Here is a 13,946-nt window from a genome sequence, read left to right as displayed (position 1 = left end):
CAATAAAACTAACTAGTGATCACATAGCCCCCATAGGCTGCTCCAATTCCTGCAGTAGTTTATAAAACCTAGGATCTTCTGGATACAATTCCATTAATCCCTTACAAATAGCTCGTGCCGTATTTAAATCGCCGGTATTCATGGCCGCGATCATTTTAATGTACAGCAAATCGGTGTTATTAGGATCGTATTGCAGTGCTTTATCCAAAACTTGCGAAGACAATTTAAAATTCTTGGCCTCCTGCAGTTTTAAGGCATAATTGTAATATGCGCGTAAATTAAAGGGCTCCTTTTGGCAGGCTTCACCCAAATATTTCAAGGACATTTCATCCTGACCCATTTCATTATAGAGTAACCCCAACATATAGTATGGATAACTGTTATTCGGTTCAAACTCCAAAATGTCTTTATAGTATTTTGCCGCATTTTCAAAATCGCCGTTTTGATAGTATAGCAATGCCAAATTGTTTCTGGCATTATTGTTATAACTATCAAACGAAATGGCTTTTTGATAAGCTGCAATAGCCTTTTCTACATCCTTTTTAAAATAATGATGCTCAGCTATCTGTACCTGCCCCAATGAAAAATCGGAGTTCATTTCCTGAAACTCCCCAAATTCTCTATAGGCTTCAGCAAAACCATCCAATTGAGAATTTCCATGACCATAAATGTCCAAATATTTAGCTGAAGTAATGCGTACCACCCGCACCGAATCCGTCAAAAGTTTGGCAACTTCCTTAATACTGGTGGTATCTCCTATTTGGGTCAACGCGGTTACGGCTTCATTACGCACCAAGGCCGACGAATCCTTCAAAAAGACTTTCAATTGCTCCAATTCCTTTGAAGTCAATGCCATGTTTCCATAATTGCTCAAAGCGGTTGCCCGAAGTAATTCTGACGCTTGATGATTTGACGCCAAAGTGTGAAAGGCATCTTTATCACCAGCATAACCCGCCAACAGATAATCGGAAGGATGGTCTTTGGCATCAATAGCCTTGGTTTTCCCTAAAGTCTTGAGGGCATTTAAGGCCCATTCTGGGGTTTTATCTTCGTGGCATCTGTTACACGCATTTGGTGTGCCATAAGCCAAACTCTGATCGGGTCTCGGCACTCTAAAACTGTGATCTCTTCTAAAATCATTCCCCATATACGTCCGCCCCGTCATATGGCAGTTCACGCATTGGGCTGCCTCTGTACCTGCCATATGAAAATGATGGGTTTCCGTATCGTAAACAGTAGGTGCATGACAATTCAAACAAAGAGCATTACCCTGCTCTTTCAACTTTAGGGAATGAACATTGTGGCAATCGCGACAGGACACTCCGTTTTCATACATTTTACTCTGCACAAAGGATCCATACACATACACCTCATCATAAATCTGTCCATCGGGCTCATATAAAGGCTGCGTTAAAAGTGCTGGCAAATATTGATCCAAGAATGCCTCATCATGCGTAAAATCCTTGGTAAGTTGGGTCCTTCTTGAATGGCAACGCGCACATTGATTCACCAAGGTTTGAGGTGCCGTATCGGGAGTCATGGTCAATTTACTTTTATAGATAGGATCTTCACCTTCTTCGTAGAATTTCACATGGTTACTGGCTGGCCCGTGACAAGCTTCACAACTTACATTGATAATTTTAAAAGTCGTATTATAGGATTCCGAAACTGGATCGTAGTTTTTATGCAAATCGGTGGAATGGCAATCGGCACAAGCTGTATTCCAACGCATCCCTCCTCCTGTCCAATGGATCCATTCATCGCTCCGCAACTCTAACTCGGGATATAGGTTGAACCATCGCTGTTTATCACTATCCCACGCAATGGTGAGACATTGCATTTTGCCTTTGTCCAACTCCACAATATATTGCTGTAACGGCGTGTACCCAAAGGTGTATTTAATCGGGTAATCTTGATAGGTATCATCAGGACCTGGAATATTCACATAAAAATCAGCATCTTTTTTATAGAACGTGGCCTTGCCTCCTTTGTATGGAAATTCCACATTATTAAAATCGCCCAACACCGAAATAGAATCGGCTACTTTCATGGCCAAATCATGATGAGAACCTTTCCAATCGTTATAAGCTTCCTGATGACAGGACATACAGGCTTCATCTCCCAAAAACGTAGCCATGGGAGAGGCACTTGCTAAGTCTTTTTTATCGACATAGCTTTCATCTTTACATGAAAAAACAGTTAAAAACAGAAGGAATATTAAGGGCAAACAACGTTGTATTGGGAGCATATTGAATTATTTGGAACTCATTGATTATTACCAAATTTACAAATAAATACCAAAGAATACCCGAAACATATGTAAGAAAATCAAACGTTTAAAGCCTAGAGCATTTCAAGCAAGCAGTTAAGAAAAAATAGCTACCTTAGTAATCCCACATCTCCCGTTCCCAACTAACCTTCCAAGACATTACAAACTAAAAACATATTGCAAGATGACAGCAAAAGTAGCATTTATAACCGGGGGAAGTCGCGGCTTGGGCAGAGACATGGCACTAGCCATTGCCAAAAAGGGACTCAATGTTGTTTTAACCTTCCAAAGCAATCAAGATAAAGCCAATGAAGTGGTTGCAGAAATAGAAACCCTTGGCCAAAAAGCCATTGCCCTATCTTTAGACGTCACAAACCCTAGCAGTTTCCCTGAAACCATAAAGCAAATACAAACCGTAATGACAAGCTCCTTTGGCTCCGATAAAATTGACTATTTGGTGAATAATGCCGGTATTGGTGCCTATGCTCCCTTTTCAGAAACCACCGAGGCCCAATTTGATAAAATGTACCACATCCATTTCAAAGGTGTCGCTCTTCTAACCCAGGAACTGTTGCCTGTAATGAATGATGGAGGCGGTATCGTTAATATTTCTTCTGGCCTAACACGTTTTGCCATTGGCGGATATGCCGCTTATGCGGCCATGAAAGGTGCTGTTGAAACTCTTTCCAAATATATGGCCAAAGAATTGGGCGAACGCAAAATCCGTGTGAACGTAGTGGCTCCTGGAGCCATTGAAACCGACTTTGGCGGTGGCGCGGTTAGGGACAATAAAGAATTGAATGCCTTTATCGCTTCCATGACAGCCCTGGGCCGTGTAGGTTTACCAGATGATATTGGAAGTGTCGTGGCATTTTTATGTACCGAGGATGCCAAATGGGTAAATGCCCAAAGAATTGAGGTTTCCGGAGGACAGATGATTTAGAACCTCTCCCTTAATTTTAAATGAAACCAGCTAAACATATATCATTTAGCTAATAGAGACAATTCTTAAATTAGCCAAAAAGCTCATAGCCAATCAATTTACCATGCCCATAAACAATACCCCTAGAAACCTCGCCCTAATTGCCGGGATTAGCTACTTGATTATTTTCTTCGCTGCTATTTTTGCCAACTTCTTTGTTTTGGAAACACTTCTTAATGCTCCCGAAGAAACGATTTCAAAAAACCATATGATGGTCCGCTTTGGGATCATGGCCTTTTTGCTTACGGTTGTATTTGACGTTGTCGTTGCTTGGGCCTTAAATGAATTGTACAAGCATCATTTTTTATCACAATTGAGCACTTTATTTAGAATGATGCATGCCGCTATTATGGCCGTTGCACTATTTGCCCTAGTGCAAACTTTGGAAGTTGAGGAAGCCAAAGACATATTGCATTTAGTAAAACTTTTCAATACCATTTGGCTCATTGGCTTGTTCTTCTTCGGAATACATCTTATTCTTTTGGGACGCATTATAAAATCGCCCAAAATAATAGCACTCTTTCTCATAATTGCAGGGCTGATGTATATGGCCGATACAGCGGCACATTTTCTCTTGGCCAATTACCAAGCCTACAGCAATCTCTTTTTAGCCTTGGTAGCCATTCCCAGTATATTTGGAGAATTGTCCTTTGCCATATGGCTATTGATAAAAGGAGGCAAACCCAAACTAGCAAATCCCTAGTTTGGCCAAGCTTTACCCTTTCTTGGCATAAACATTCATATAGAACAACCTTCTACACGGCAAATATTTAAAGGGTTCTAGCTAGCCAAAACCCTCAAAAAGCCGTTAAAACTATTGCGCATTTATTTTCTTTACATTACTTTAGATTTATGACAGAAGTAGAGATAGAAAAGGAGAATGCAGCCATTGCCAAGGCTTACAAAGAACTTCTCAAGGTAAGTTACCAAACATTAACCACAGAAGATAAAAAACTCATCCGCCACGCCTTTGATGTGGCGGTGGAAGCCCATAATGGACAGCGCCGTAAATCTGGAGAAGCGTATATTTTCCACCCTATTGCCGTGGCCAAAATTGTGGCTCAGGAAATTGGGCTGGATGCCACTTCCATTGCTGCGGCCCTCCTCCACGATGTGGTTGAGGATAATGAAAATTATACCAAGGAAGACATAGAACGTATGTTTGGCGACACCGTTGCAAGAATTGTAGACGGGCTCACCAAGATTTCCTCCTTGAGCAAAGAGACCGATGTATCTACTCAAGCGGAAAACTTCCGTAAAATGTTGCTGACCCTTAACGATGATGTTAGAGTAATCATCATCAAAATAGCCGACCGTTTGCACAACATGCAAACCATGGATTCCATGCGTACGGACAAGCAGGAAAAAATTGCCTCGGAAACCCTGTACATCTATGCGCCTTTGGCACATCGTATTGGGCTTTATAATATCAAAACCGAATTGGAGGACCTCGGTTTAAAATATACCGAACCCGAAGTCTACCATGACATCCTTCACAAAATCAAGGAGAGTAAAGAAGAACAAGATGCCTACATCAAAGCCTTTTCCAAAGTAGTTGTAGACGCCCTAGACAATGAAGGGTTGAATTACGAAATCAAGGGGCGCCCAAAATCAATTTTCTCTATTCGTAGAAAAATGATCAAGCAAGGTGTTTCTTTTGAAGAGGTTTACGACAAGTTTGCCGTTAGGATTATTTACAAATCCGATTTGGCCAACGAAAAGTTCCTAGCCTGGAAAATTTACTCCATCGTTACCGATCACTTCACCCCTAACCCTACCCGATTGCGAGATTGGATTTCATCACCAAAATCCACTGGTTATGAAGCTTTGCATATCACGGTAATGGGTCCAAAAGGCCGTTGGGTAGAAGTTCAGATCCGTAGTGAACGGATGAATGAAATTGCTGAAAAAGGCTATGCTGCCCATTACAAATACAAACACGGTAATGCTGAAGATGCCTTAGATACTTGGATTGACAAGCTTCAGGAAGCTTTGGAAAGCAATGAGACCAATGCCGTGGATTTTGTGGAACAGTTCAAACTGAACCTTTATTCCAAAGAAATCTATGTGTTCTCCCCTAAAGGAGATTTAAAATCATTGCCAAAAGGCGCCTCTCCGCTTGATTTCGCATTCAGTATCCATACCGAAGTAGGGATGAAAACCCGTGGCGCGAAAGTGAATGGAAAACTCGTTCCATTAAGCCAAGAGCTTAAAAGTGGCGACCAAGTAGAAATCCTTACGTCTGAAAACGCCAAACCCAATGCCAACTGGCTCGATTATGCCACAACGGCTCGAGCCCGAAGTAAAATTAAATCTTCCCTAAGGGAAGAGAAGAAACGCATTGGCGAAGATGGTAAGGAGATTTTAAGACGTAAACTGAAACAGCTTAAAATCCACTTAGACGAAAAGACCATTAACGATATGGTGGTCTATTTTAAGCTAAAAACCAGTTTGGACCTGTTCTATAGAGTTGGTGTGGGCACCATAGACAATACCATGCTAAAGGAATTTGCTGCCTCGAGAAGCAATGCCCTGATGAGTTTTATTAAAAATAAAATCACTAGAAGGCAAAATATTTCTAAGGAAGAACTCGATCGAGAAGAAGTGACTTCCAAATATGACATGCTGGTGTTTGGTAAGGAAGAAGAAAAATTGGACTATAAATTGGCCAGTTGCTGCAACCCTATTCCGGGAGATCCTGTATTTGGATTCTTGACAATCAACGAGGGCATCAAGGTGCACAAAAAGAATTGCCCGAATGCCTTAAGCCTGCAATCCAACTACGCTTACAGAATTATGTTAGCCAAATGGATTGACTCTTCGCAACAAGAATTTTCTGCCATTATTACCTTGTCTGGAATCGATAATATTGGGCTTGTAAATGACATTACCCGTATCATTTCTTCCAACATGCACGTAAACATGAAAAGCCTTAGTTTTGACTCGGATGACGGTATTTTCTCCGGAAAAATTAATGTGATTGTTAAGAATAATTCCATGCTAAAAAAGCTCATTGATAACCTGAAAAAAATTAATGGTATTGATAAGGTGAGTAGAGTGTAAAAAATGTGTAAATTTGCAACTTAATTATGAGTGTAAAAACAGAACAGACGAATCAGGAAATTGTAAAGAATGTATTTACTAATTTTCTGGAAGAAAAAGGTCACCGTAAAACACCGGAGCGTTACGCTATACTTCAGGAAATTTATGATAGTGAAGAGCATTTTGATATCGAATCTTTGTATATCAAAATGAAGAACAAAAACTATCGTGTAAGTCGTGCTACACTATACAATACCATAGAGATTCTTTTGGAATGTGGCTTGGTACGTAAGCACCAGTTTGGTCAAAACCAGGCACATTACGAAAAATCGTATTTCGACAAGCAGCATGACCATGTTATCCTGACCGATACCGGTGAAGTTATCGAGTTCTGTGACCCTAGAATTCAATCGATTAAAAAAACGATTGAAGAGGTGTTTGATATTTCCATATCAAATCACTCACTTTATTTTTACGGAACGAAAAACAAACAACCTAACTAATTTTTATAATGGCAGTAGATTTACTACTTGGTTTACAATGGGGGGACGAAGGCAAAGGGAAAATTGTTGATGTATTGACCTCCAAATACAATATTATTGCACGCTTTCAAGGTGGGCCTAATGCAGGACACACTTTGGTATTTAACGGCAAAAAGCATGTGCTACACACCATTCCTTCTGGGATTTTTCATGAAGACACCGCAAATGTAGTAGGAAATGGCGTGGTAATAGACCCTGTTATTTTTAAAAAGGAATTGGACAAATTGGCTGAACAAGGAATTGACTACAAAAAGTCCTTGTTGATTTCTAGAAAAGCCCACATCATTTTACCAACACACCGTTTATTGGATGCGGCCAGCGAAGCTTCCAAAGGAAAAGCTAAAATTGGCTCTACGCTTAAAGGGATTGGTCCAACTTACATGGATAAAACCGGAAGAAACGGAATTAGAGTTGGTGATATTGAATTAGCCGATTGGAAAGACAAATACCGTTCTCTAGCAGACAAGCACGAGGACATGATCAAGTTCTACAATGTTGAAATTCAATACGACCTAAAAGAACTTGAAGTTGAGTTTTTTGAAGCTATCGAAACTTTAAAAACATTAACCTTTATCGATTCTGAAGAGTATTTACACCAAGCTATGAAAGGTGGACAAACCATCTTGGCCGAAGGAGCTCAAGGATCGTTATTGGACATTGATTTTGGAACCTATCCATTTGTAACGTCTTCCAACACAACTGCTGCTGGAGCCTGTACAGGATTGGGAATTGCCCCTAACCAAATTGGGGAAGTTTTCGGAATCTTCAAGGCGTACACCACGCGTGTAGGTTCAGGACCATTCCCAACTGAGTTATTTGACACTAACGGCGAAATCATGGCCAAAGTAGGACATGAATTTGGAGCAACTACAGGTCGTCCAAGACGTTGTGGTTGGTTAGACTTGGTAGCCCTTAGATATGCTTGTCAAATTAACGGTGTTACCCAATTGATCATGATGAAAGGTGACGTACTTTCTGGTTTTGAAACCTTAAAAGTATGTACGGCCTACAATTATAAAGGTGAAGAAATTACGCATTTGCCATTCAATATTGAAGAGGAAAACGTAACACCTATCTATACTGAATTTAAAGGTTGGAACGAAGACCTTACTGAAATGACCGAGGCTTCTCAAATGCCACAAGCATTGAACGATTACATTGCCTTTTTGGAAAAAGAACTTGAAATTCCAATTACTATTGTATCGGTAGGACCAGACAGAAAACAGACGATCGTTAGACAATAACATATCATCATACTAAAAAAGACCTGCTCTATGTTTATAATTTAGCAGGTCTTTTGTGTTAAAAAAAGTGTTAAGGCCCACCAAAGCCTCTATTTAATAGTTATTTTTGAACCAAATCTTTGAAATTTGAAAGTCAACCAATTCGTATTAATTCTTCTTTTATGTAGCTTTTTAACTACTCCCCTTTGGGCTCAAAACAAGCGTATACAAATTGAGTATTCTGGTTTTACGGTTAGGGACAGTACCATGGGAAAGGAAGTCACCACTTTTATTCGGGACGACAAACAACAAATCCATGTAGTCCATGAAGGAATTAATATGTATTGTGATAAGGCCATTTACTATAAAAACGAAAATTTTATAGAAGCCTTCAGCAATGTGCACATGCAACAGGGTGATACCATCAACATGACTTCCAAATATGTTGAATACAGTGGCATAACCCAATTGGCATTTGCCAGTGGCGATGTGGTGCTAACTGAACCTCAATCAGTCTTAACAACCGACACCCTTTGGTTTGACAGGGCGAAACAGCAAGCCTACTACAAAACACGAGGAAAAGTAGTTAGAGATACTTCCGGGACCATTACCAGCCAAATTGGGAGGTATTATATGAATGCTAAAAAATACCAATTTGTTCAGGATGTGGTATTGGTGAATCCTCAGTATACCCTTAATACCCACCAACTCGATTTCTATACCGAAACGGGAGGTGCCTATATGTATGGGCCTTCAACCATTATAGGCGAAAACAACAATATTTATTGCGAACGCGGTTTTTACGACACCAATAATGACACTGGATATTTCGTTAAAAACTCTCGCATAGACTATGAACAGCGTATCGTTGAAGGTGATAGCCTCTACTTTGATCGTGCCAGAAGTTTTGCTTCGGCCACCAATAATATAAAGGTCACAGACACTATCAACAACAGCATTATCAAAGGACATTACGCCGAAGTGTATCGAGCAAAAGATTCGGTATTTATTACCAAAAGAGCCTTGGCTATTGCAGTTCAGGAGAATGATTCCATCTACATTCATGCAGACACCCTTATGGTTACTGGAAAACCTGAACACCGAATCACGCGAGCCTATTATAATGCTAAAATGTATAAAAGTGACATGAGTGGCAAGGCAGATTCCATTCATGCCGATCAAAAAACAGGACTTACCCAACTGATCAATTTAGAGCGGCTGTCTTCCAAAGATATTTTTGCCACAAAGCGCAATCCAGTGATTTGGAATTTGGGCAATCAAATGACAGGGGATTCCATTCATTTAATTACCAACACCAAAAAGGAGCAATTGGATTCCTTAAAAGTATTTGAAAATGCCTTCTTGATTAGTAAGGATACTATCGGCGGTGGTTTCAACCAAGTAAAAGGGCAACGTTTGATTGGATTATTTAGAGATAATGCCCTTTACAATGTGGACATCATCAAAAATGCCGAAGTCATCAACTATGTTAGGGATGATAAACAAGAATTGGTGGGGATAGACAAATCCAAATCGGGAAGCATCAACATTCAAATTGATGAGAATACCATTACCGAAATTAGATTGATCAACCAAATAGATGGTGAACTTTATCCTGATTCTCAATTTCCTGAAAACGCGAGAAAGTTTAGAGGGTTTGATTGGCGCGAAGAAGAACGCCCCAATAGCGTAGAAGACCTATTTAAGGACGATCCACCTTTAAACCTTCCGGTCATTAGAGGTTTGGATCCTTACGTCCCTCAGGAAGAATTTGTAGATGAAGCCATGTTGGAACGTGTCAAAGAAGCGGAACAAAAGAACCCGACTCAAGAGAATAAAGCGGCAAGAAACATTCCTACACCTTTGCAGGACAGTATTCAAACTAAAAAATCCCTAAAAAAACCTTTACCACGAACCCATAAAAGAGGTTAAGTATGGAAGATTTTATCAAATATCAAGCACAGACTTCCCCAAACCCGTTGGCCATGAAGATTTCCCATGCCAAGGGTTCCTATATTTATGATGCCGACAACAAAGCCTATTTAGACTTTGTAGCAGGGGTATCGGCCTGTAGTTTGGGACACCAGCATCCTAGGGTAGTCAATGCTATCAAGGAGCAATTGGACAAGTACCTACACGTCATGGTTTATGGGGAGTACATCCAAGAGCCTGCCTTAGCGCTTGCCAAACTTTTGGCAGAGCATTTACCAGAACCATTGGAAAGCACCTATTTGGTTAATTCGGGAACCGAAGCCATTGAAGGCGCTATTAAACTGGCAAAACGCTATACAGGAAGAGGAGAAATTATTGCTGCCAAATCGGCTTATCACGGCAACACCATGGGCTCCATGAGCGTGATGGGACATGAAGAACGCAAACAAGCCTTTCGTCCTTTGGTTCCTGGCATACGTTTTATTGAATTCAACAATCTTCCCGATCTTAATAAAATCACTTCCAAAACGGCAGGCGTTATTTTGGAAAGTATTCAAGGAGGTGCTGGGTTTATAGAACCTAAAGACGGTTACCTTACCAAGGTAAAGGCCCGTTGTGAAGAAGTTGGCGCGTTGTTGATTTTAGATGAAATCCAACCAGGTTTTGGACGCACTGGAAAATTGTTTGGATTTGAAAATTATAATTGTGTTCCAGATATTTTGGTCACGGGAAAAGGCCTTGGAGGAGGCATGCCAATTGGTGCTTTTACAGCATCATTGGAAATGATGAACAGTTTACAGGATCAGCCCAAATTTGGCCATATTACCACCTTTGGAGGGCATCCCGTAATTGCTGCTGCTGCATTGGCAACGGTAAGGGAAATTACCGAAACCAACCTCATGGCTGAAGCTCTTGAAAAAGAAGCTTTGGTTCGCGAGCACTTGGTTCATCCGCTTATTGAGGAAATTAGAGGAAAAGGACTCATGTTGGCGGCCATGACCCCTTCTGCAGACATCACAAACGAGGTGGTTTTGAGATGTCAGGACCGAGGATTGCTATTATTTTGGTTACTCTTTGAGCCTAAAGCCATTAGAATCACGCCGCCGTTAACCATTTCTAAGCACGAAATTATTGAAGGCTGTAATATTATACTTTCAGTTTTGAATGAAATTTCGAATGAACAAACACTTTAAAAACGAAAAAACAAACACTTGTTTTTCAAAGCCTTAAATTAATAGAATATTGAAATAAACACCTGACTGTTAATTATTTTGTTAAAAAGATTAACACCAAAATCTTCAAATAGCCAAATAGAAGAGTAAATTTATTTCAACAACAATAAAATCTGCTTATGGAGTTTAGCCACAACGACGACCACGACAACTTATCGCTAGCAAGATTTGAGTCCATGTTAAAAACAAACAATGTGTTGTTTTTCGACTCTAACGAATTTGAGAACATTATCCATCATTATCTTGAGATTGGAAAAATAGCCTTAGCAAAGAAAGCGATAAAGATGGGGCTAGAACAACACCCTTCCTCCACGAATCTCCAACTGTTCCAAATAGAACTTTACGTCATGGAGAACAAGTTGGAAAAAGCAGACATCCTATTGGACAGACTTTATGAGTTGGAACCGACCAACGAGGAAGTTTTTATCCAGAAAGCCAATGTCCTTTCCAAACGCGATGACCACAAAGGGGCTATCAACACCTTGAAAATTGCTTTGGACTTAAGCCAAGATCCAGACGATTCCGATTTGTACGCCCTTATAGGAATGGAGTATTTATTCTTGGATGAATTTGAACAGGCTAAGGGATATTTCTTGCAATGCTTGGAAATAGATATGCACGATTATTCTGCCCTATACAACATCATTTACTGTTTTGACTTTTTGGACGAAACCGAAGAGGCCATCAGTTTTTTAAATGATTATTTGGATGGCAACCCATATTGCGAAGTAGCCTGGCATCAATTGGGCAAGCAGTATTTCGCCCTTAAAGATTACAAAAAAGCTTTAGCTGCTTATGACTTTGCCATCATTTCCGATGACACTTTTGTTGGAGCTTATCTGGAAAAAGGAAAAGTTCTTGAAAAGCAAAAAAGATACGGTGAAGCCATCGAAAACTATAAAATTACGTTGGCTTTGGACGACCCAACGTCCTTTGCTTTATTGAGAATGGGTTATTGCTACGAAAAATTGGGTGACACCGAAATGGCTGTGCAATACTTCTATAAAACCGTCCACGAAGATCCTTTATTGGACAAAGGTTGGATTGCCATCACCAAGTTTTACTTGAAGGCACGCAACTACCAAAAGGCTTTATATTATATCAACAAAGCCATCAATATCGATAGTGAAAATGTGCTGTATTGGAAACTATATGCACAAATCAACCACCGTTTGAACTTTTTGGAAGAAGCCGAAAGAGGTTACAAAAAAACCTTGGAACTTGGCAATTACGAACTACAAACTTGGTTATCACGCTCGGACATCCTCATTCAATTGGGAGAATTTGAGGCCTCCATTTACAACTTGATACAAGCAGCAGAATTCTACCCTGAAACTGCTGAAATTGAATACCGCTTAGCAGGATTGCACTTTAAGCTTTTGGAAAGCGAAAAAGGGCATTACCATCTTAAAAACGGATTGCTTTTAAACGAAGAATTTGAATATATTCTGGAGGAATTGTTCCCTGAAGTTCACAAAGACCCAAACATTAGCAGGGTTTTGGTAAGTACCAAAAAGTCCTCTTCATAAAATATAAAATCCACAAAATTTAATTGTCGAAAAAGCCAAGGAGCATAATTGTTTCCTTGGCTTTTTTGCATTTATAGACTTCCATTTTTTTCAAGCTAAATTTTACAATTTCATTTCAGGTTTGCATACCGATACTCCAAAGATGTTTGTTACCTTTACGCTTCTTTATTGAAACCTAAACATGCAAAGACGCTTAATCGACTACATAGTTATTGCCCTTAAAGGTACCGCCATGGGTGCTGCCGATGCGGTGCCAGGAGTATCTGGAGGAACCATCGCCTTTATCTCAGGTATATACGAAGAACTAATTGACACCATCAGCAATGTTAATCTTTCGTTGCTTACAACCCTAAGAAATGATGGTTTTTCAGCCTTTTGGAAACAACTGAATGGAAATTTCCTTTTGGCCCTTTTAACAGGAATCCTTGTCAGTTTCGTGTCATTTATGAGATTGGCCAAATACTTAATTGAAAACCATCCTATTTTAATTTGGTCCTTCTTTTTTGGATTGATTGTTGCCAGTATCTACTTTGTTGCCAAACAAGTAAAAGCATGGTCTATGGGCACCATTGTAGCCTTGATCATAGGAAGTGTACTTGCATATTATATCACAACCCTCCCTTCTTTGGGCAGTAATGAAAATCCACTATTTCTATTTTTTGCAGGAGCTTTGGCTATTTGCGCTATGATTCTTCCCGGGATTTCAGGGTCTTTTATCTTGGTGATTCTTGGCGCCTATAAAACCCTTAGTGATGCTTTTCATGATTTTGATTTGAAGAGAATTGCTATTTTCGGTTTGGGAGCTGTGGTAGGGCTATTAAGTTTCAGTAGAGTTTTGAAATGGCTTTTTAAAAACTACCACAATACCACTCTAGCCATACTTACGGGGTTCATTTTCGGGTCGCTTAACAAGATTTGGCCATGGAAAGTTACGGATATGGTCATGGAAAAATCCAGCGGAACAATCCTTCCATTCTCGGAAATCTCAGATTTGGCCACACTTTCGGTGTACCAAAAACAAATTCAAAATTTTGACACCTATAAGTTGATTTCTGAACACAGTATCTTGCCTTTTAATTATTCTGAATTAAACAATCAACTTGTAAACAATCAAATACCAGCGGCTTTAGGCTTAATGATTCTTGGTTTTTTTACTATCTTCATTTTAGAAAAAATAGGCTCCAAAAACGTATAG

The 13,946-nt window shown here is 39.8% G+C and carries 10 protein-coding genes; 9 read left to right on the top strand and 1 reads right to left on the bottom strand.

From position 1 onward, the window contains the following. Window positions 1–19 precede the first annotated feature (19 nt). Window positions 20–2,248 (bottom strand): tetratricopeptide repeat protein, encoded by a 2,229-nt coding sequence (locus BKM32_RS13745; protein WP_076664344.1) that lies wholly within the window; start codon window positions 2,246–2,248, stop codon window positions 20–22. A gap of 205 nt (window positions 2,249–2,453) precedes the next feature. Here BKM32_RS13745 and BKM32_RS13740 point away from each other — a divergent pair, with 205 nt between their 5' ends. From BKM32_RS13740 to BKM32_RS13700, 9 genes are all read left to right on the top strand, one after another. Continuing rightward, window positions 2,454–3,212, top strand: a complete 759-nt coding sequence (locus BKM32_RS13740; protein ID WP_076664342.1) for an SDR family NAD(P)-dependent oxidoreductase — start codon at window positions 2,454–2,456, stop codon at window positions 3,210–3,212. 103 nt (window positions 3,213–3,315) lie between these two features. After that, window positions 3,316–3,954, top strand: a complete 639-nt coding sequence (locus tag BKM32_RS13735) for a DUF4386 domain-containing protein (protein WP_076664340.1) — start codon at window positions 3,316–3,318, stop codon at window positions 3,952–3,954. 149 nt (window positions 3,955–4,103) lie between these two features. Continuing rightward, window positions 4,104–6,314 carry a bifunctional (p)ppGpp synthetase/guanosine-3',5'-bis(diphosphate) 3'-pyrophosphohydrolase gene (locus BKM32_RS13730; RefSeq protein WP_053975576.1) on the top strand — a complete coding sequence of 737 codons (2,211 nt, stop codon included), beginning with the start codon at window positions 4,104–4,106 and terminating at the stop codon, window positions 6,312–6,314. Between the two features lie 26 nt (window positions 6,315–6,340). Continuing rightward, window positions 6,341–6,796 (top strand): Fur family transcriptional regulator, encoded by a 456-nt coding sequence (locus BKM32_RS13725; RefSeq protein ID WP_053975577.1) that lies wholly within the window; start codon window positions 6,341–6,343, stop codon window positions 6,794–6,796. Window positions 6,797–6,804: 8 nt separating this feature from the next. Then, entirely contained in the window at window positions 6,805–8,079 is a 1,275-nt protein-coding gene (locus tag BKM32_RS13720; RefSeq protein WP_076664338.1) for an adenylosuccinate synthase, read from the top strand. A 126-nt stretch (window positions 8,080–8,205) separates the two neighbouring features. After that, window positions 8,206–9,990, top strand: coding sequence for an OstA-like protein (locus BKM32_RS13715; RefSeq protein ID WP_076664336.1), 1,785 nt, complete (start codon window positions 8,206–8,208; stop codon window positions 9,988–9,990). Window positions 9,991–9,992: 2 nt separating this feature from the next. Continuing rightward, entirely contained in the window at window positions 9,993–11,183 is a 1,191-nt protein-coding gene (locus tag BKM32_RS13710; protein ID WP_076664334.1) for an aspartate aminotransferase family protein, read from the top strand. A gap of 158 nt (window positions 11,184–11,341) precedes the next feature. Further along, a complete protein-coding gene (locus BKM32_RS13705) occupies window positions 11,342–12,751 on the top strand; it encodes a tetratricopeptide repeat protein (RefSeq protein ID WP_076664332.1) in 1,410 nt (469 codons plus the stop codon). A 181-nt stretch (window positions 12,752–12,932) separates the two neighbouring features. Further along, window positions 12,933–13,946, top strand: a complete 1,014-nt coding sequence (locus tag BKM32_RS13700) for a DUF368 domain-containing protein (RefSeq protein WP_076664330.1) — start codon at window positions 12,933–12,935, stop codon at window positions 13,944–13,946.

It is taken from the genome of Mangrovimonas sp. DI 80, from assembly GCF_001975575.1.
Classification (GTDB): domain Bacteria; phylum Bacteroidota; class Bacteroidia; order Flavobacteriales; family Flavobacteriaceae; genus Mangrovimonas_A; species Mangrovimonas_A xylaniphaga.
Note: the sequence above shows the minus strand (reverse complement) of the source record. Positions and strands in the feature narration are given on the sequence as shown.

Bases quoted from the DNA above. Each gene is read 5' to 3' on its own strand.
- BKM32_RS13745 (WP_076664344.1), bottom strand. From the start codon at position 2,248: ATGCTCCCAATACAACGTTGTTTGCCCTTAATATTCCTTCTGTTTTTA.
- BKM32_RS13740 (WP_076664342.1), top strand. From the start codon at position 2,454: ATGACAGCAAAAGTAGCATTTATAACCGGGGGAAGTCGCGGCTTGGGC.
- BKM32_RS13735 (WP_076664340.1), top strand. From the start codon at position 3,316: ATGCCCATAAACAATACCCCTAGAAACCTCGCCCTAATTGCCGGGATT.
- BKM32_RS13730 (WP_053975576.1), top strand. From the start codon at position 4,104: ATGACAGAAGTAGAGATAGAAAAGGAGAATGCAGCCATTGCCAAGGCT.
- BKM32_RS13725 (WP_053975577.1), top strand. From the start codon at position 6,341: ATGAGTGTAAAAACAGAACAGACGAATCAGGAAATTGTAAAGAATGTA.
- BKM32_RS13720 (WP_076664338.1), top strand. From the start codon at position 6,805: ATGGCAGTAGATTTACTACTTGGTTTACAATGGGGGGACGAAGGCAAA.
- BKM32_RS13710 (WP_076664334.1), top strand. From the start codon at position 9,993: ATGGAAGATTTTATCAAATATCAAGCACAGACTTCCCCAAACCCGTTG.
- BKM32_RS13705 (WP_076664332.1), top strand. From the start codon at position 11,342: ATGGAGTTTAGCCACAACGACGACCACGACAACTTATCGCTAGCAAGA.
- BKM32_RS13700 (WP_076664330.1), top strand. From the start codon at position 12,933: ATGCAAAGACGCTTAATCGACTACATAGTTATTGCCCTTAAAGGTACC.